This is a genomic window from Streptomyces sp. PA03-5A, assembly GCF_033792725.1.
In the GTDB taxonomy this organism is placed as follows: Bacteria; Actinomycetota; Actinomycetes; order Streptomycetales; family Streptomycetaceae; genus Actinacidiphila.
In genome coordinates this window covers 530,474-549,120 of record NZ_JARAVL010000001.1, presented here as the reverse complement: position 1 = coordinate 549,120, position 18,647 = coordinate 530,474, and the positions used below count along the sequence as shown (strand labels likewise).

The 18,647-nt window shown below is 72.1% G+C and carries 14 protein-coding genes; 11 read left to right on the top strand and 3 right to left on the bottom strand.

Annotation, left to right across the window (positions count from 1 at the left end; all coding sequences use genetic code 11):
• Positions 1–43: 43 nt before the first annotated feature.
• Entirely contained in the window at positions 44–2,203 is a 2,160-nt protein-coding gene (locus tag PV410_RS02450) for a RecQ family ATP-dependent DNA helicase (protein ID WP_500321970.1), read from the bottom strand.
• 154 nt (positions 2,204–2,357) lie between these two features.
• Here PV410_RS02450 and PV410_RS02445 point away from each other — a divergent pair, with 154 nt between their 5' ends.
• A complete protein-coding gene (locus tag PV410_RS02445) occupies positions 2,358–3,599 on the top strand; it encodes a DUF4192 domain-containing protein (protein WP_500321968.1) in 1,242 nt (413 codons plus the stop codon).
• On the opposite strand, the gene PV410_RS02440 is transcribed toward PV410_RS02445, so the two are convergent.
• The gene (locus PV410_RS02440) at positions 3,511–4,821 is read right to left on the bottom strand and encodes an alpha/beta fold hydrolase (protein ID WP_500321967.1); all 1,311 of its coding nucleotides are present in this window, start codon (positions 4,819–4,821) and stop codon (positions 3,511–3,513) included. The genes PV410_RS02445 and PV410_RS02440 overlap by 89 nt on opposite strands.
• A 132-nt stretch (positions 4,822–4,953) precedes the next feature.
• On the opposite strand from PV410_RS02440, the gene PV410_RS02435 reads away from it, so the two are divergent.
• The 6 genes from PV410_RS02435 (at position 4,954) to PV410_RS02410 (ending at position 13,323) form a co-directional block, all read left to right on the top strand.
• Positions 4,954–6,933 carry a glycogen debranching N-terminal domain-containing protein gene (locus tag PV410_RS02435; RefSeq protein WP_500321966.1) on the top strand — a complete coding sequence of 660 codons (1,980 nt, stop codon included), beginning with the start codon at positions 4,954–4,956 and terminating at the stop codon, positions 6,931–6,933.
• A 120-nt stretch (positions 6,934–7,053) separates the two neighbouring features.
• Positions 7,054–7,770: an NUDIX hydrolase gene (locus PV410_RS02430; protein ID WP_499514463.1), complete on the top strand. Its 717-nt coding sequence runs from the start codon at positions 7,054–7,056 to the stop codon at positions 7,768–7,770.
• A 29-nt stretch (positions 7,771–7,799) separates the two neighbouring features.
• Positions 7,800–9,434, top strand: coding sequence for an ATP-binding cassette domain-containing protein (locus tag PV410_RS02425; RefSeq protein WP_500321964.1), 1,635 nt, complete (start codon positions 7,800–7,802; stop codon positions 9,432–9,434).
• Positions 9,435–9,526: 92 nt separating this feature from the next.
• The gene (locus PV410_RS02420; RefSeq protein ID WP_499514465.1) at positions 9,527–10,435 is read left to right on the top strand and encodes a FadR/GntR family transcriptional regulator; all 909 of its coding nucleotides are present in this window, start codon (positions 9,527–9,529) and stop codon (positions 10,433–10,435) included.
• 322 nt (positions 10,436–10,757) lie between these two features.
• Entirely contained in the window at positions 10,758–12,323 is a 1,566-nt protein-coding gene (locus PV410_RS02415) for an RNA polymerase sigma factor (protein WP_499514466.1), read from the top strand.
• Between the two features lie 142 nt (positions 12,324–12,465).
• Positions 12,466–13,323, top strand: a complete 858-nt coding sequence (locus PV410_RS02410) for a S1 family serine peptidase (RefSeq protein WP_500321962.1) — start codon at positions 12,466–12,468, stop codon at positions 13,321–13,323.
• Positions 13,324–13,400: 77 nt separating this feature from the next.
• On the opposite strand, the gene PV410_RS02405 is transcribed toward PV410_RS02410, so the two are convergent.
• Positions 13,401–13,631, bottom strand: coding sequence for a DUF7455 domain-containing protein (locus tag PV410_RS02405; protein ID WP_499514468.1), 231 nt, complete (start codon positions 13,629–13,631; stop codon positions 13,401–13,403).
• A gap of 423 nt (positions 13,632–14,054) precedes the next feature.
• On the opposite strand from PV410_RS02405, the gene PV410_RS02400 reads away from it, so the two are divergent.
• The 4 genes from PV410_RS02400 to PV410_RS02385 all read left to right on the top strand — a co-directional run bounded on the left by PV410_RS02400 (position 14,055) and on the right by PV410_RS02385 (position 18,639).
• On the top strand, positions 14,055–16,184 hold the full coding sequence (locus PV410_RS02400; protein ID WP_500321961.1) for a DNA gyrase/topoisomerase IV subunit B: 2,130 nt from the start codon (positions 14,055–14,057) through the stop codon (positions 16,182–16,184).
• 189 nt (positions 16,185–16,373) lie between these two features.
• Positions 16,374–16,823, top strand: a complete 450-nt coding sequence (locus PV410_RS02395; protein ID WP_499514470.1) for a DUF485 domain-containing protein — start codon at positions 16,374–16,376, stop codon at positions 16,821–16,823.
• Positions 16,820–18,427: a monocarboxylic acid transporter gene (locus PV410_RS02390; protein WP_500321959.1), complete on the top strand. Its 1,608-nt coding sequence runs from the start codon at positions 16,820–16,822 to the stop codon at positions 18,425–18,427. The genes PV410_RS02395 and PV410_RS02390 overlap by 4 nt, the downstream gene beginning before the upstream one ends.
• 65 nt (positions 18,428–18,492) lie before the next feature.
• Positions 18,493–18,639: a hypothetical protein gene (locus PV410_RS02385; protein WP_500321957.1), complete on the top strand. Its 147-nt coding sequence runs from the start codon at positions 18,493–18,495 to the stop codon at positions 18,637–18,639.
• Positions 18,640–18,647: the final 8 nt, after the last annotated feature.

Sequence of the window (18,647 nt, the reverse complement as noted above, 5' to 3'; positions counted from 1 at the left end):
CCGCCGCTTAGATCCCGTCTCCGTCTCACATGGTGACTACCGGTCAGCCCTGCAAGGCCAGGACCAGCGGAAACACCGCCGTAACACCGGATCGGCGCAGCAACCGCGCGGCGACGGCCACGGTCCACCCCGTATCGGTGAAGTCGTCGACCAGCAGAACCGGTCCCGCGGCCGCGGCGAGGGCCTCGGAGAGGGCGGGTGGAACGGTGAACGCCCCGTGCAGCGCCCGCAGTCGCTGTGCGCTGTTGCTGCGCGGCACCCGCGAGGGCTCCAGGTCACCACTGTGCGCCACCTCCCCGAGCAGCGGCATGCGGCCGATCTCGGCGATGCGCGCACCGAGCGACGCGATGAGCTGCGGCCGGGTGTGCGAGGCGACGGTGACGACGCCGACCGGCCGCTGAGGGGCGTCGGGCTCACCGCTCGCCCAGCCGCCCGGGCCCTTCGCCCAGTCCGCGAGCACCTGCACCACGGCCTGCGCCACGTCGTCCGGAACGGGGCCGTCCGTCGCGTTCTCGGCGAACAGCGGGCGGAGCCGGTTGCCCCAGCCGATGTCGGAGAGCCGTCCCAGTGCCCGTCCGGGCGCGGCCTGTTCGCCCGGCGGGATCTTCCCCTTGAGGTCGATGCCGATCGCGGGCAGACCTGTCGGCCACATCCGGCGGGGCTCGACCTCGACCCCCGGGCGCCCGAGGGCGGCCCGTGCCGCCTCCAGGGCCTCGCGGGAGACCTCCGCGGTGAACCGGGGCCCGGCGCAGTTGTCGCAGCGGCCGCAGGGGGCGGCCTCCTCGTCGTCGAGCTGACGGCGCAGGTACTCCATGCGGCACACCGAGGTCGTGGCGTACTCACGCATCGCCTGCTGTTCGGTCTTGCGCTGCCGGTCGACCCACGCGTACCGCTCGGTGTCGTACGTCCAGGGCAGGCCCGTGGCCGTCCAGCCGCCGCGCACCCGGTGCACCGCGCCGTCCACGTCGAGGACCTTGAGCATGGTCTCCAGCCGGTTGCGGCGCAGGTCCACCCGGGTCTCGAGCGCGGGCACCGACATCGGGCCCCCGGAGGCGGCCAGCGTCTCCAGGGTGCGCCGCACCTGTTCCTCACGGGGGAAGGCGAGCGAGGCGAAGTAGCGCCAGATCGCCTCGTCCTCCGGCCCGGGGAGCAGCAGCACCTCCGCGTGGTCCACACCGCGTCCGGCGCGTCCCACCTGCTGGTAGTAGGCGATGGGGGAGGAGGGCGAGCCCAGGTGCACCACGAAGCCCAGGTCCGGCTTGTCGAAGCCCATGCCGAGCGCCGAGGTGGCGATCAGCGCCTTGACCTCGTTGTTCAGCAGCGCGGACTCTGCGGCCCGGCGGTCGGCGTCCTCGGTGCGCCCCGAGTAGGCGGCGACCCGGTGACCGCGCTGCCGGAGGAAGGCGGTGACCTCCTCCGCGGCCGCCACGGTCAGGGTGTAGACGATGCCCGAGCCCGGGAGGTCGCCGATGTGGTCGGCGAGCCAGGCGAGCCGGTGGGCGGCGTCGGGCATGCGCAGCACCCCGAGCGACAGGCTCTCGCGGTCCAGCGGCCCGCGCAGCACGAGGGCACCCTCGTGGTCGCCGGTCCCCAACTGCTCCGCGACGTCGGCCGTCACGCGTGCGTTGGCGGTGGCCGTCGTGGCCAGCACCGGAACGCCCGGAGTGAGATCGGCGAGCATCGTCCGCAGCCGGCGGTAGTCGGGCCGGAAGTCATGGCCCCAGTCGGAGATGCAGTGGGCCTCGTCGACCACGAGCAGGCCGGTGGTGGAGGCCAGCTTGGGCAGCACCTGGTCCCGGAAATCGGGGTTGTTGAGCCGCTCCGGGCTCACCAGCAGGACGTCGATCTCCCCCGAGGCGACCTCGGCCTGCACCGTGTCCCATTCCTCGGGGTTGGCCGAGTTGATCGTGCGGGCGCGGATCCCGGCCCGGTCGGCGGCCTCGATCTGGTTCCGCATCAGCGCCAGCAGCGGGGAGACGATCACCGTGGGACCGCTGCCCCGCTCGCGGAGCAGCGCGGTGGCCACGAAGTACACGGCCGACTTGCCCCAGCCCGTGCGCTGGACCACCAGGGCGCGGCGGCCGTGCGCGACCAGCGCCTCGACGGCACGCCACTGGTCCTCGCGCAGGCGGGCGGTGCCCGTCGGGTCCCCGACGAGCCGGCTGAGGATCGTGTCGGCGGCGGTGCGCAGTGCGGTGGTCATGCCCCCATGCAACCTGATGGCACCGACACCGCGCCAACCGTGGGGAGGCGGCCTGTGGACAACCCGCCCCGGATAATTGTGATGATATGCGCGAGTTATCCACAGGTTTTGGAGGGGTCTGGCGGAGATCCACGGCGTACGGGACCTTCGGATCATGACTCAGCACACCGAATCCCCCCGTCCCTCGGACGACCCGAAGGTCACGCTGCGCAGCCCGGCCGAACTCGCCGCCGCGCTCCCCTACCTGTGCGGTTTCCACCCCGACGACAGCATTCTGATGATCGCCCTGCACGGCGAGCACGGCCGTTTCGGCGGCCGGGCCCGGCTCGGCATCCCACGGGACGCCGCCGAGTGGCCCGGCGCCGCCCAGCAGTTGGCCGAGTGCCTCGTGAACGGCAGCGAGCAGCGCGGCGCGCGGCCGGACGCGATCGTGCTCTTCCTCGTCCAGGAGCCCGCTCCCGGCGAGGACCCCCACCAGGTCATGGAACGGCTGCGTCCACTGGCGCAGCGGCTGAGGATCGCCTGCGGCACGCTCGACATCCCCGTCGTCGAGGCGCTGTGCGTCTCCGCCGGCCGCTGGTGGTCGTACTGCTGCCCGGACACGGAGCGGTTCCCGCGTGAGGGCATCGGGATCACGCGGTCCGGCGATTCCGTGATGGCCGCGGCGGCCGCCTACGCGGGCCTGCGGATCAACGGCTCCCTCAAGGAGATGGAGGAGCGCCTCACCCCGCCGCCGCCCGGCGCACCGGCCTCCGCGGCCCGCGGGGACGCCCTGGACGCGGCGGCCGCCGCACTCGTCCCCCGCATGCTGGAGCGCGACGACTCCGAAGAGGTGCGGCGCACCACCCTGCGGCTGCTGCGGGAGGCGCTCGAGCGCTTCCGGGCCGCCACCCCGGTGGGGGACGGACCGGAGGCCGACCGCGGTGACGACGCTCTGCTGGACGACGACGAGGCCGCCACGATGATCCTCGGCCTACAGGACCGCACCACCCGCGACGAGGCCGCCGAGTGGATGGACCCGCCGCACACCGACCCCGCGGTGCGCCTGTGGCGGGCGCTCGCCCGGCGCTGTGTCGAGCCGTACCACGAGCACGCCGCCGCGCCCCTGACCCTCGCCGGCTGGGTGGCCTGGTCCGCCGGGGACGAGGCGGCGGCGCGCGTGGCCTTCGGCCGCGCCCTGCACCTTGCCCCCGACTACACCTTCGCCCGGCTGCTCCACGCCGCGGTCAACAACGGCCTCTCTCCGGAGCCGCTCCGCCGTTACCTGCGGCGGCAGAGCATCGGACGGGCCCGCCGTGCAGCGCTCCTCACAGCTCGCCGTGGGCCAGGCGGATCAGCCGGTCGAGGACCCGGCCGCCGCTCACCCGGAGCCCGTCGTGCTCGTACTCGTTGGTGACCCAGGTGCGCAGGCCGCGGACCGAGCGTGCGGTGGCGAGCGAGTCGGCCGTGTCCACGTACATGTCGTCGTGGTAGACGGCCGCCGCCACCGGCACCTCGTTCCGCGCCAGCTGATCCGGGTCGTACAGGTCGGGCCACTCCTCGTGCTGCGCCAGGTGGTGCGCCGTCTCGCGCAGCGGCGCCAGTGCCGGGTCCGTGGCGAACATCCAGGGGTAGATCATCTCGCCGGTCAGCAGCACCGGCGCGTCGTCCGCCAGCGGCTTGTCGACGTCGAACTGGGGGAACTCGGCGCGGACCGACTCGGCGGCCCAGCCGGTGGCCCGCGGCGAGACCGAACGCTGGCCGTAGATCGACTCGTGCAGCACCGCGTAGAGCGGATTGCCCGCGAACGACAGATGGCCCTGGACCTCGGCGAGGAAGGAGTCGGAGAGCTGGAGGCCGGACCCTCCGGTCACGAAGGCGTCCTCGAGCAGGTAGTGCAGCGTGTGCGAGCCGGTGCCCGTGCCGAGCAGCATCCCGGTGGTCTGGAAGGCCTCCGCGGTCAGCAGTCCGCCGCCCGGGAGCCTGACCTCGCGCTCGCGCAGGTGCCGCACGATCGCGCGGACCGTCTCGACGTCCTCCGGGTAACGCGCGTAGTGCGCTGCTGCCTTCCGCTCCACACGGGGGTAGGCGGCCCGGTAGACGTCCTCGGCCGTGCTGCGCAGGCCGGCCAGCCCGCCGGTCACGAAGGCCTCGCGGACGCCCTCGGGGGCGAAGGACAGGTAGGTGAGCGTGCAGAAGCCGCCGTAACTCTGGCCGAGCAGGCTCCACTGGCCGTCCTCGCCGAGCAGCTCACGGCGGATCAGCTCGCAGTCGCGGACGATCGAGTCGGCCCGGAAGTGCTCCAGATAACGGGCCTGTGCCGAGGCGTCCCCGCGCAGCGGCAGGGTCTGCCGGTTCGCCGGGGCGGAACGGCCGGTGCCCCGTTGGTCGATCAGCAGCACCCGGTAGTCGTCCAGCGCCCGGGTGAGCCAGCCGTCGCGGCCCAGCGGCCGCGGCGACCGGCCGCCCGGCCCGCCTTGCAGGAACAGCAGCCAGGGCAGCGGATCTCGTTCCTTCCCGGCGGCCACGACCTCCCGTGCGTACACCTCGATCCGTTCACCGCCGGGGTCCGCGTGGTCGAGCGGCACCTGGAAGGTGTGGTCGGTGATGACGGTTCCCGGCTGACGGTAGACGGCCATGGCTCTCTTTCCGGTGATACGGACGGCTTCCCGATCAGGAACGGTAGACGGCGCGTGACCCGAGTGCCCACACGGCCGTTCTCGTGGGTAGTGGCGGCAGCGCCCGAGCGACCGATTCGACGAGGAGGTGGCATGAGCCCGCAGCCGGTCAACCGGCCGCCCCGGCAGGACCGGGGGCCGCAGCCGGTGCACGACGCCGTGATGTGCGTCGCGGCCCCGGCCCTCGCGGTCTCGCCGGAGCACGGACAACTGGACGGAAGCGGCCTCGCCGGCTTCTACCAGGGCGGCCGCCGGGTCCTGGCCCGCTGTGAGCTGCGCATCGCAGGGGCGCCACCGGTCCCCGTACAGGGCGGGCTTGTCACGGCGGGTCGGGCGCGGTTCACCTCCGTCGCCCGCGTTCCCGGCGATACCGCACCCGACCCGGCCCTCACCGTCGAGAGGCTCCGCACGGCCGGGGGCACCGAGCGCATCACGGTACACAACACCGGTTCCCGTGCCCTGCGCATCCCGTTCGAGGTGGCCCTGGCGACCGACCTCGCCGAGCTGGCGGCGATCGCGGCCGGATCCTCCGGGCCCGAGCTGCAGCCCAGCGTCTGCGACGCAGGGCTGCTGTGGTCGGCGGAGGGCCTGCGGGCCCGGGTGACCGCCGTGCCGGCACCCGAGAGCGCCATGGCCTCCGCCGGGCTGCTGTGCTGGGAACTGGCGCTGCCCGCCGGGGCGTCCCGCACGATCGAGCTGCGCGTGACGCTGGAGCCCGCGGCGGCCGGCGTGAACGGCGGATCCGCCCCGGCGGTCCCCGTGCCCTGGTCGGCCCCGGAGATCCGCGGCGCCGGCGGCAGGGCGGAGACACTGCTGCGCGCCGCCCTCGACGACCTGCGGGCGCTGCTGCTGCGCGACCCGGAGCACCCGCTGGACGTCCATGTCGCGGCGGGCGCCCCGTGGCGGCTCGGTCCCGCCCCGGCCGACGCCCTGTGGGCGGCCCGCATGCTGCTGCCGCTCGGCACCCGCCTGGCGGCCGGCACCCTGCGGGCGTTCGCCCGCCGTCAGGACCCGGAGACCGGCGGCGTGCCGGGGCCGTTGCGCCATGCCGGTCCGCATCTGCCGCCCACCTGTTCCGGAGTGGAGGCGGGGCTGCTCTTCGTCACGCTGCTCGCCGAGGCACGACGGTGGGGACTTCCGGAGCGGGACACCGAACAGCTGCTGCCGGCCGCCGAGCGCAGTCTGTGGTGGCTGCGGTCCGTCGCGGGTGAGGGCGGATACGTCCCCGACCCCGCGCCGGGCGGCCCGCTGCGCTGCGACGTGCAGGCGCACGCCCACCGGGCCATGCTGCACGGCGCCGATCTGCTCCAAGCCCACGGACGCCCGGGCGCGGAGGAATGGCGGGAGCGGGCCGAGGCGCTGCGCCGGAGGTTCCGGGAGGACTTCTGGCTTGACGACCTGGCCGGCGGGAGCCCGGCCGCCGCGCTCACCCCTGACGGCAGACCCGTGCCCCACCTGGGCTCGGCAGCCGCCCATCTGCTCGACACCGGTCTGCTGGGAGGCTGCGAGCTCGCCCCCGGTCTGCTGGACAAGGTGCAGACGGAGCAGCTCGCCCGCCTCCTGGCGGCCCCGGAGCTCGACTCGGGATGGGGGCTGCGCACACTGTCCGCCAAGGCCCCCGGCTACAACCCCTTCGGCCACCGCGGCGGAGCGGTACGCGTCCACGAGACGGCCGTCGCGGTCGCGGGGCTGGCGGCCGCGGGCCACGAGCGAGAGGCCTCGGCGCTCCTCCTGGGCGTGCTGGACGCAGCCGGTGACTTCGGCCACCGGCTGCCCGAGATGTACGCGGGGGAGCAGCGTGACGGCTCCCGCCGTCCCGCCCCGCACCCGACGGCCTCGCGGCCCGCCGCGGTGGCCGCGGCCGGGGCCGTCCACATGCTGATGGCCCTCGCCGGGATCCGCCCCGACGCCCCCGAACGCATGGTGGCCGTACGCCCTCTGGTCACCTCCCCGCTCGGCGACCTCGGCCTCGCCGGGTTGCGGGTGGCCGAGGAGCCCTTCGCGCTGCGGATCGGCGCGTCCGGTACGGCCGTGATCGAGGAGGCGGCTCCGGGACTTCAGCTCGGTGCCTGAACCCGTCGGCGGCACCGGACGCCGGACCGGCGCCGTGACGTCGAACAACAGGCCGAAAGCAGCTCGCGTCATCCCGCCAACCTGCTGTTTATCGTCAGGCAGACGACTATGATCGCGGGCATGGCGCCCTACGACCCGTCAGCTTTCCCGCCCTTCGCCGTCACTGTCGATCTCGTCGTGCTCACAGTGCGCAGCCACGCCCTGTGCGCCCTCGCGGTCCGCCGCGGTGAACCGCCCTACCAGGGCCGGTGGGCGCTGCCCGGCGGCTTCGTACGCGGCGACGAGGACCTGTCCGGGGCGGCCGCCCGCGAACTGGAGGAGGAGACCGGACTGCGCGCGGGCAGCGGGGTCCACCTCGAGCAGCTGGCCACCTACGGCGATCCCAAGCGCGACCCGCGCATGCGCGTGGTGAGCGTCGCCCACCTCGTGCTCGCCCCGGACCTGCCCGCGCCACGCGCCGGCGGCGACGCCCGCAGCGCCCGGTGGGCCCCGGTCGAGGAACTGCTGCGCAACGGCGAGGAGGGTGCCCTCGCCTTCGACCACACGCGCATCCTGGCCGACGGCGTGGAGCGCGCCCGCTCCAAGCTGGAGTACTCGGCTCTGGCCACCGCCTTCTGCCCGCCCGAGTTCACCGTCGGCGAGCTGCGCCGGGTCTACGAGGCGGTGTGGGGCGTCGCCCTCGACCCGCGCAACTTCCACCGCAAGGTGACGGGGACGGTCGGCTTCCTGGTCCCCAGCGGCGGCACCACGACCCGTCAGGGCGGCCGCCCCGCGCAGTTGTTCCGCGCGGGTGGTGCAACCATCCTCAATCCGCCTATGTTGCGACCAGAGGTGTAAATTCCGGGCCATTTGCGCGTTATGGTGCAATGGTGATCCAGGCCATCGGATTGACCAGCGCGTCCCGGGGCGAAGAGCCCCCCGCCGTCGACGACCTCAGCTTCGACGCCCGTCCCGGCGAGATCACCGTCCTGCTCGGCGACGGCGGCGCCGGCAAGTCCACCGTCCTGCGGTTGATGCTCGAACTCGAACCGGGCCGCGGCATCACGCTGTTCGGCGGGCGCCCCTTGCACCGCCACACCCATCCGGCCAACGCGGTGGGCGTGCTGCTCGGCGAGGTCCCCGGCCACCCCTCCCGGACCGCGCGCGGCCACCTGCGCATGCTCGCAGCCGCGGCCGGGGCCCCAGCCGAACGCGCCGACCAGGTCCTGGAGATCGTGGGCCTGCGCGAAACGGCCGGACGCCGTCTGTCGACCTTCTCCCTCGGGATGGACCGCCGCCTGGGCGTGGCCGCGGCGCTCCTCGGAGACCCTCCCGCGCTGCTCCTGGACGATCCCGCCCAAGGGCTCTCCCCGCACGACACCGCGTGGTTGTACGGCCTGCTCAAGGCGTACGCGGCGCGCGGCGGCGCCGTCGTGGTCACCTGCGCCGACCCCAAGGCGGCGGGCCGGCTCGGCGACCGCGTCGTCACCCTCGACAAGGGCCGGCTCGTCGCCGACCAGTCCGCCCACGAGTTCGGCCGCCGCCGGCTGCGCCCGTACGTGGCCGTCCACTCGCCCCAGGCCGAACGCCTGGGCCTGCTGCTGACCGACGACGGGACCGAGATCACCCACGAGAGCGGCAGCCGCATCCGCGTGCACGGCGCGACCACCGCCCAGGTCGGCGAAACCGCCTTCCGCAACGGCATCCTGCTGCACCGCCTCGCGGACGAGGTCGCCGACACCGGTGTTCCGGAGGGTCCGCACGACGATCGCGACCGGCCTGCCGTGCCCCTGGCGGCCGCGCGCGCCGCGGTGCCGCCCGCCGGTCCCGCCCGGCCGGTCCGCTACGAACTGCGCCGCCTGACCGGCGTCCGCGGCCCCTGGCTCGTCGCGCTGGTCTCCGTCCTCGCCTCGGGACTGGCCACCCTGGCGCTGCTGCGCACCGGGCACGACGCCTTCTCCCTGCGCCTGCTGACCGGCTGGTCGCACTCCCTGCCCCTGCCGCCCGCCGCATTGGGCGGCGGGCTCCTCGGCGCGCTCGCCTACGGCCAGGAGTTCCGCTATCCCGCGCTGGCGCCCGCGCACGCGCCCGTGCCCCGTCAACTCCGTCTGCTGCTCGCCAAGCTCGTCCTCAACGGTTCCGCGGCGGCGCTGATCGCACTCCTGGGGGCGGGGCTCGGCCTGGTCGTGATGCGCCTGGAGTTCGGGGCGGGCGGACTGCCCGCGCCGTTCGCGCTGGCCTCCACCACGGCGGCCTCGGTCGCCCTCGTGCTCGCCTGCTGCTGGGCCGGGGTGCTGGCGGCCGGGGTGTTCCGCACCACCGCGCTCGGGCTGGCCGGTGTCCTCGCGGTTCCGCTGCTGGTGGCGCCGGTGGTGAAGCGGGCGGCGTCCGCCCCGGCGATCGACGTGGTCCGCATGGCGACCCAACCGGTGCGCTATTCCTTCGGTTTGTCGCTCTTCGCTCTCTTGTGTGCCTATGCGGCAATGGTCTTGCGCCGGAGAAACCCCATTTCCTTCCGATAAAGCGTCAATTATCAGGTGATGAGTGCTCACCCTTTCGTGTGCTTTTCAGGAAAGCCCTCAAGGCCTCCCGCGCCATCGCCGACAAATGATGCGTGAGTACCCTTGCGCACACCATGATGACCGCGGCCCGCCCCGCCGACCCGAGTCTCGGCGGCGGGGACATCGACCGCTATCCGTACGCCGACGCCCCCGTCGGCCTCGACCGCCCCGGCCCCGCACCCTCCTGGGACGGCGGTGACACCGACATGGGCCGGGTCGGCCGCCGCGCCGCCGGGAGCCGTGGCCGCGGGCTGCACGGCCAACTCGTCCAGCAACTCGGCCAGATGATCGTCTCCGGCGATCTCGGGGCCGACCGCCCGCTCGTCCCCGAGGAGATCGGCCAGCGCTTCGAGGTCTCCCGTACCGTCGTCCGCGAGTCGCTGCGGGTGCTGGAGGCCAAGGGCCTGGTCAGCGCCCGGCCCAACGTCGGCACCCGGGTCCGCCCGGTCAGCGACTGGAACCTGCTCGACCCCGACATCATCGAATGGCGGGCCTTCGGCCCGCAGCGCGACGACCAGCGTCGGGAGCTGTTCGAACTGCGCTGGACGATCGAGCCCCTCGCCGCGCGCCTCGCGGCGGGTCACGGCCGGGAGGACGTCCAGCAGCGCCTCGTCGACATGACCGACATCATGTCCCACGCCGTGGGACAGGGTGACGGCCTCACCTTCTCCCGGGCGGACGCCGAGTTCCACGCCCTGCTGCTGCAGGTCGCGGGCAACCGGATGCTGGAGCACCTCTCCGGCATCGTCTCCTCCGCCCTGCAGGTCTCCGGCGGCCCCGTCACCGGCTGCGAGCGCCCCGGTGAACACTCGGTGGCCCTGCACACGCGGGTCGTCGAGGCGCTGGCCGCCTCCGACGGTGCCGAGGCGGAGACCGCCATGCGCCAGCTGCTCGCCGCCCACCCCGACCCGGGTGCCGGCGGCTCGACGGACCACGTCGTCCCCGCCCCCCGGGAGCACTGACCGCTCCCGCGCAGGACGAGACGGCACCGACTTCCGCCGCCGGCCCACGCCCTCCGGGCCCGGCGGCGGAGCCGTCCGCCATGTTTGACGCCCGCATCCGACCGGGCATGGTCGTGGCGTGCACGGGAGTGTCCCGCTATCGACGGGTTGGTGCCGATCCGGGGTGTGACCCGGCCCACGTACGGCCGGGCGTAACGCTCTCGGCGGCAGCGCGATGAGCTTAGAGGTGGCGGCCGTGCGAGGAATATCCGCGACGAACATGACGCTGAGTTGCTGAGCGGTTCCCACCGTAGTCGTTTTCCATCGTTCCGAGAGGTTGTTCGTGTCGGCCAGCACATCCCGTACGCTCCCGCCGGAGATCGCCGAGTCCGAGTCTCTGATGGCGCTCATCGAGCGGGGTAAGGCTCAGGGTCAGATCGCCGGCGACGACGTGCGCCGAGCCTTCGAAGCGGACCAGATCCCGGCAACCCAGTGGAAGAACGTTCTGCGCAGCCTCAACCAGGTCCTCGACGAGGAGGGTGTGACGCTGATGGTGAGTGCCGCCGAGGCGCCCAAGCGCACCCGTAAGAGCGTCGCAGCCAAGAGCCCGGCGAAGCGTACTGCCACCAAGACCGTCGCCACCAAGGCCGCCCCGGTCAAGAAGACCGTCGCTGCCAAGACCACCGCGGCCCCCGCCCCCACCATGGCGGCGGAGCCCGTGGCGGAGCCGGAGGACGATGCCGTGGCATCCGCGAAGAAGGCCGTCGCCAAGAAGACTGCGGCGAAGAAGACCACCGCGACCGCCAAGAAGACCGCGGCGAAGAAGACCACCGCGACCAAGACCAAGAAGGACGACGAGCTCGTCGAGGGCGAGGAGCTCATCGAGGACGCCGCCCCCGGCAAGGACGAGGACGTCCCGGCCGAGGCCGAGGCGGAGAGCTTCGTGCTGTCCGACGAGGACGAGGACGACGCGCCCGCGCAGCAGGTCGCCGCGGCCGGCGCCACCGCCGACCCGGTGAAGGACTACCTCAAGCAGATCGGCAAGGTCCCGCTGCTCAACGCCGAGCAGGAGGTGGAGCTCGCCAAGCGCATCGAGGCCGGTCTGTTCGCCGAGGACAAGCTGGCCCAGGCCGACAAGCTCGCCCCCAAGCTCAAGCGCGAGCTGGAGATCATCGCCGAGGACGGGCGCTGGGCCAAGAACCACCTCCTGGAGGCCAACCTCCGCCTGGTGGTCTCGCTGGCCAAGCGCTACACCGGCCGCGGCATGCTCTTCCTGGACCTGATCCAGGAGGGCAACCTCGGTCTGATCCGTGCGGTCGAGAAGTTCGACTACACCAAGGGCTTCAAGTTCTCGACGTACGCGACCTGGTGGATCCGCCAGGCGATCACCCGCGCGATGGCCGACCAGGCCCGCACCATCCGCATCCCGGTGCACATGGTCGAGGTCATCAACAAGCTGGCCCGCGTCCAGCGCCAGATGCTCCAGGACCTGGGCCGCGAGCCCACCCCGGAGGAGCTGGCCAAGGAACTCGACATGACCCCGGAGAAGGTCATCGAGGTCCAGAAGTACGGCCGCGAGCCCATCTCGCTGCACACCCCGCTCGGCGAGGACGGCGACAGCGAGTTCGGTGACCTCATCGAGGACTCCGAGGCCGTCGTGCCGGCCGACGCGGTCAGCTTCACGCTGCTGCAGGAGCAGCTGCACTCGGTGCTCGACACGCTCAGTGAGCGCGAGGCGGGCGTGGTCTCCATGCGCTTCGGCCTCACCGACGGCCAGCCGAAGACGCTGGACGAGATCGGCAAGGTGTACGGGGTCACCCGTGAGCGCATCCGCCAGATCGAGTCCAAGACCATGTCCAAGCTGCGTCATCCCTCGCGTTCCCAGGTGCTCCGCGACTACCTGGACTGATCCGGCAGGACGCCCGGACGGGCCCGCGACCGCCACGGCGGCCGCGGGCCCGTCGGATTTTCCGGACAGTTCTCCGGATGCGGCTCCCGTCCCGTCACGTCACTGTGGGTGTTCTGGGCATTCCGGAGGGTGAGGAGAATGCATGCGTTCCTCGATCAGCACGCTGATCGGCGGGCTCATAGCCGGGTCCGCGCTCGCGCTGTCGCTACCGGCTTCCGCCACCGCCGCGGCGGTGGAGTACGCCCCCGGCGCCCCGGGCGCCGACAACGGTGTCATAGGTGGCACGCCGGTCACCACGGAGCAGCACCCGTGGGCGGTGGTCCTGTCGAGCCGGTCCCGCTACGGTACGGCTCGCTCGGGGCAGTTCTGCGGCGGAGCGCTCGTCGGGCCGAACACCGTGGTCAGCGCGGCGCACTGCTTCAGTCCGACCGCACTGGGCGGGGACTGGGACCAGGTGCCCGACCTGCGCATCATCGCGGGGCGGACGGACCTCGCCGGTTCCGGCGGCCGGGAAGTGGCGGTCCGCAACGTCTGGGTCAACCCCGCGTACGACCCCACGACCAACAGCGGCGACGTGGCGGTCGTCACGACCGCGGAGCCGTTCCCCGTGGGAAGCGCGATACGCATGGCGGCACCGGGGGAGAACTCCTACGAGGCGGGCACGCCGGCACAGGTCTTCGGCTGGGGGGACACGGCGGGTCTGGGGACCTACTCGAACGTCCTGATGGCGGCGAACGTCTCGGTGCTCGCCGACTCGGTCTGTGAGCAGGCGTATCCGGGCAGTACGGAAGGCAAGTACCAGAGGAGCGACATGGTCTGCGCCGGCGACCTGGCCGGCGGGCACGACTCGTGCCAGGGGGACAGCGGCGGTCCGCTGGTGGCGGAGGGGCGGCTGATAGGGCTGGTGTCCTGGGGCGCGGGATGCGCCCAGGCGGGGCATCCCGGTGTGTACACCCGGGTCTCGGCGGTGGCGGGACTGGTCGGCCAGCACTCTTCGTGACGTGCGGCGGACAAGCCGACGGGCGGCCTCCCGGAAGGGGGGCCGCCCGTCGTGAGAGCTCGTCGCAGTGCTACGCGTCAGCGTTCGTCTTCGGCCGCGACGGCCGGGGTGGCGGTGAGCCGACCGGTCTCGTCCTGTATCTCCGTAGCGATCTTCTTCAATTCGGGCTCGAACTTACGCCCGTGGTGCGCGCAGAAGAGCAGCTCGCCGCCACTGATGAGTACGACGCGCAGGTAGGCCTGGGCGCCGCAACGGTCGCAGCGGTCCGCCGCCGTCAGCGGGCTCGCGGGGGTCAGAACTGTAGTCACGTCGCCTCTTCTCTAGCTCGACGAGCTGTCGTACCAGGGTCAACATCCAACCAGGCCCAAAGTGTTCCCGCTCAGGTCTTTTCCTTGGAAACGGTCGTTGTAGCGGCCGGATGCTACCGATTGGCGGCGAAAGATCCTCTGGCGTCTTATCTGTCGGCTTCGGGTCGTTCTGGCAGAACTGGTCAGATTGTTCGGTTGTGTCCCCCCGGCCCGGAAGCCGGTTGTTGAGGAGGACGTGCCCCGAGCCTAAATGGTTCATGCCTCCAGGGGAACGTGACATGTGTATCACTCGAACGAGGGATCGAACATGCCTTCGAAAAGGGGCTAGCATGATGCCCGTACCGGGTCGCGGCGAAACGGCCGTGCGTGACCTCGGTACCCTCTCACCGATACGGCTGAAGAACTTCATGAGGAGACGTTCGCGTGACCGCCGAAACATCCGTGCCGTCCACCGCGTTGCTGACCGGTGCAGATCGTGACGGCTCCAACTACACCGCGCGACACCTGCTCGTGCTCGAGGGCCTCGAAGCGGTCCGCAAGCGCCCCGGCATGTACATCGGTTCCACCGACAGCCGCGGCCTCATGCACTGCCTGTGGGAGATCATCGACAACTCGGTGGACGAGGCCCTGGGCGGCCACTGCGACCACATCGAGGTCGTCCTCCACGGCGACGCCTCCGTCGAGGTGCGGGACAACGGCCGCGGCATCCCCGTCGACGTCGAGCCCAAGACCGGTCTGTCCGGCGTCGAGGTCGTCATGACCAAGCTGCACGCCGGCGGCAAGTTCGGCGGCGGCTCCTACGCGGCCTCCGGCGGTCTGCACGGTGTCGGCGCCTCCGTCGTCAACGCGCTCTCCGCCCGGCTGGACGTCGAGGTCGACCGCGGCGGCCACACGCACGCGATCAGCTTCCGCCGCGGCGTCCCCGGCAGCTTCGCCAAGGGCGGCCCCGAGGCGGCCTTCGAGCCGGGCAACGGGCTGGACAAGGTCAAGAAGGTGCCGCGGGCCCGCACCGGCACCCGCGTCCGCTACTGGGCGGACCGTCAGATCTTCCTCAAGGACGCCAAGCTCTCCCTGGACACGCTCCACCAGCGCGCCCGCCAGACCGCGTTCCTGGTCCCCGGGCTCACGATCGTCGTCCGCGACGAGCGCCCCGACAACGGCTCGGAGGACGGGAAGCCGGTCGAGGACACCTTCCACTTCGACGGCGGCATCAGCGAGTTCGCCGAGTACCTCACCCCGGACAAGCCGATCTGCGACGTGCTGCGGCTGACCGGCAGCGGCACCTTCAAGGAGACCGTCCCGGTCCTCGACGAGCTCGGCCACATGACCCCGACCGAGGTCACCCGCGAGCTCGGCGTCGACGTCGCCCTGCGCTGGGGCACCGGCTACGACAGCACGCTGCGCTCCTTCGTGAACATCATCGCCACGCCCAAGGGCGGCACCCATGTGCGCGGCTTCGAGGGCGCCGTCACCAGGACGTTCAACGAGGTCCTGCGCGCCACCAAGCTGCTGCGCGTCGCCGAGGACGACATCGTCAAGGACGACGCCCTGGAGGGCATGACGGCGGTCGTCACGGTCCGGCTCGCCGAGCCGCAGTTCGAGGGCCAGACCAAGGAGGTGCTGGGCACCTCGGCGGCCAACCGCATCGTGGCCAACGTCGTGTCCCGCGAGCTCAAGGCGTTCCTCACCTCCACCAAGCGGGACGACAAGCAGCAGGCCCGCGCAGTCCTGGAGAAGGCCGTCGCCGCGGCCCGCACCCGGATCGCCGCCCGGCAGCACAAGGACGCGCAGCGCCGGAAGACCGCGCTGGAGTCCTCGTCGCTGCCGGCCAAGCTGGCCGACTGCCGCAGCGACGACGTGGACCGCAGCGAACTCTTCATCGTCGAGGGTGACTCGGCCCTGGGCACGGCCAAGCTCGCGCGCAACTCCGAGTTCCAGGCGCTGCTCCCGATCCGGGGCAAGATCCTCAACGTCCAGAAGTCCTCGGTCACGGACATGCTGAAGAACGCCGAGTGCGGCGCCATCATCCAGGTCATAGGGGCAGGCTCGGGCCGCACCTTCGACATCGACCAGGCCCGCTACGGCAAGATCATCATGATGACGGACGCCGACGTCGACGGCAGTCACATCCGCTGTCTGCTGCTGACGCTCTTCCAGCGCTACATGCGGCCGATGGTCGAGGCCGGCCGGGTCTTCGCGGCCGTGCCGCCCCTGCACCGGGTCGAGCTGACCAACCCCCGCAAGGGGCAGGACAAGTACGTCTACACCTACTCCGACCGGGAGCTGCGCGAGACGCTGCTGGAGTTCGAGCGCAAGGGCATCCGCTACAAGGACTCCATCCAGCGCTACAAGGGTCTCGGCGAGATGGACGCCGACCAGCTGGCCGAGACCACGATGGACCCGCGCCACCGCACCCTGCGCCGGATCAACATCAGCGACCTGGAGGGCGCGGAGCTCGCCTTCGACCTGCTGATGGGCAACGAGGTCGCGCCGCGCCGCGAGTTCATCGCCAACTCCGCCGCCACGCTCGACCGTTCGCGGATCGACGCCTGACGGACCGGTTCCCCGTGCCGGCGCCCTCCGCGGTCACCCACCCGTGGAGGGCGCCGAAGCCTCCCCACCCCCAGGAGTGGGGGACCATCACCCGATGAGGTGAAGGTTTCTGCTTGGAGGCTCCCGGATCTTCCCGCAATGTCCATGCTTGGGCGCACGGCCGATCGGCCCGTGAGGCGAGGAGAGTTCGTGAAAGAGCACGACCGGGCGGAAACCGGAGGGCTGTGGGTGGACGACCCCTGGTACGACGTCCTGGCCGCGGGGGAGTGGGAGGGCCCCGAGCCACCGCCGGTCTCCCTCCCGACGCAGGCCCGCCCGGCCGACGCGCACGCCCGGGTGTACCGCGAGGTGCAGGCCAGCGGCCCCTTCCAGGAGGTGCGTTCCCGGTACCGGCGGTTCGTCTTCCCGGCGGCCGCCGCCTTCCTCGCCTGGTACCTGCTCTACCTCGTCCTGGCGACGACCGCGCCGCGACTGATGGCCCGGCCGCTGGTCGGCGAGTTCAACGTGGCCATGGTCCTGGGCCTCGCCCAGTTCGCCACGACCTTCCTCCTGACCTGGGCCTACGCCCGGCACGCTCGGCTGCGCCGGGACCGGGCCGCCCTCGACCTGCGCTGGGACACCCAGGAGCGGATGCGGTGACCGGCAACCACCAGGGCCTGGCGCTGGTCCTCTTCACCGTCTTCGTCTCCGTCACCCTGGCGATCACCGCCTGGGCCGGCCGACGGCGCAGCTCGTCCGTGGAGTTCTTCGCCGGAGGCCGTCTCTTCTCCCCGTTGGAGAACGGATTCGCCATCGCCGGCGACTACATGTCCGCCGCCTCCTTCCTCGGCATCTCGGGGCTCATCGCGCTCTTCGGCTACGACGGCATGCTCTACTCCGTCGGCTTCCTCGTCGCCTGGCTGTTCGTGCTGCTGCTCGTCGCCGAACTGGTCCGCAACTGCGGCCGCTACACCCTCGCCGACGTCCTCACCGCCCGTATGCGCCAGCGCCCGGTCCGGATCGCCGCGGGCACCTCCGCGGTCACCGTCTCCGTGCTCTACCTGGTCGCGCAGATGGTCGGCGCCGGGAGCCTGGTCTCCCTCCTGCTCGGCGGTCAGGGATCGGCCGCCCGCACCTGGACCGTCATCGGCGTCGGCGCGCTGATGGTCTTCTACGTCGCCTTCGGCGGCATGCGCGCCACGACCTGGATCCAGATCGTCAAGACCGTGCTCCTCATGGGCGGCACGATCACCCTCACCGTCCTGGTCCTCGTGCACTTCCACGGCGACCTCGGAGCGCTGCTGCGCTCGGCCGCCGACGGCAGCGGCCAGGGCCGGGAGTTCCTGGCCCCCGGCAGGCTGTACGGGCAGAGCTGGACCGACCGGCTGGACTTCATCAGCCTCGGCCTCGCCCTCGTCCTGGGCACCGCCGGGCTGCCGCACATCCTTTCGCGCTTCTACACCGTGCCCACGGCACGCTCGGCGCGGCGTTCGGTGGTCTGGGCGATCGGTCTCATCGGCGGCTTCTACCTGATGACGATCGTGCTGGGCTTCGGCGCGGCGGCGCTGGTCGGCTCGAACACCGTGCGCGCGTCCAACGCCGCAGGGAACACGGCGGTGCCGCTGCTCGCCCTCGACCTGGGCGGGGGAGCGGGCTCCACCGGTGGAACGGTCCTCTTCGCGGTCGTCGGGGCGGTCGCCTTCGCCACGATCCTGGCCGTCGTCGCCGGTATCACGCTCGCCTCGTCCGCCTCGGTCGCCCACGACCTCCACGCGACGCTGCGCCGTCGAGGGACCGCACCGGACGGCAGGCGGCGGGAGAACCAGGACGTGCGGGTGGCCCGGGTGGCCGCCGTCTGCATCGGCGGGGTGGCCATCGCGCTGAGCCTGTTCGCGCAGGGCCAGAACGTGGCCTTCCTGGTGGGGCTCGCGTTCGCGGTGGCCGCGTCCACCAACCTGCCCGCGCTGATGTACACGCTGTTCTGGCGGAGGTTCACGACCCGCGGCACGGTGTGGGCGATCTACGGGGGTCTCCTCCCGGCGGTCATGCTGGTGGTGCTGTCCCCGGTGGTGTCGGGCAGCCCGCAGTCGCTCTTCCCCGGCGTGGACTTCCAGTACTTCCCGCTGGAGAACCCGGGCCTGGTGTCCATCCCGCTGGGCTTCGCGGCGGGCTGGCTGGGCACGGTCCTGTCCCGCGAGCGCGCCGACGAGGACAAGTTCGCCGAGGTCGAGGTCCGTTCGCTCACCGGGGCCGGAGCGGTCTGACACCCGTTCCGCCTGGCGGAACGCTCTGATTGCCGCAGGCCCGCGGTGCCTCCACGCTGTGCGGCATGCCATCGAGCCGTGTGCGTCGGCTGCTGCGCGACGAGACGGGCGTGGCAGCGGTACTGGTCCTGCTGGTGCTCGTCGTGGGCATCGCCGAGCCCGCGTTCCTGACGCGGTCCAACCTGGCCGGGACCGCCCACAACGCCTGCTAGGTGGGGCT

Coding starts and splice junctions, on each gene's coding strand:
- PV410_RS02430 (WP_499514463.1), top strand. CDS start 7,054: ATGGCGCCCTACGACCCGTCAGCTTTCCCGCCCTTCGCCGTCACTGTC.
- PV410_RS02450 (WP_500321970.1), bottom strand. CDS start 2,203: ATGACCACCGCACTGCGCACCGCCGCCGACACGATCCTCAGCCGGCTC.
- PV410_RS02410 (WP_500321962.1), top strand. CDS start 12,466: ATGCGTTCCTCGATCAGCACGCTGATCGGCGGGCTCATAGCCGGGTCC.
- PV410_RS02435 (WP_500321966.1), top strand. CDS start 4,954: ATGAGCCCGCAGCCGGTCAACCGGCCGCCCCGGCAGGACCGGGGGCCG.
- PV410_RS02385 (WP_500321957.1), top strand. CDS start 18,493: ATGCCATCGAGCCGTGTGCGTCGGCTGCTGCGCGACGAGACGGGCGTG.
- PV410_RS02440 (WP_500321967.1), bottom strand. CDS start 4,821: ATGGCCGTCTACCGTCAGCCGGGAACCGTCATCACCGACCACACCTTC.
- PV410_RS02445 (WP_500321968.1), top strand. CDS start 2,358: ATGACTCAGCACACCGAATCCCCCCGTCCCTCGGACGACCCGAAGGTC.
- PV410_RS02425 (WP_500321964.1), top strand. CDS start 7,800: ATGGTGATCCAGGCCATCGGATTGACCAGCGCGTCCCGGGGCGAAGAG.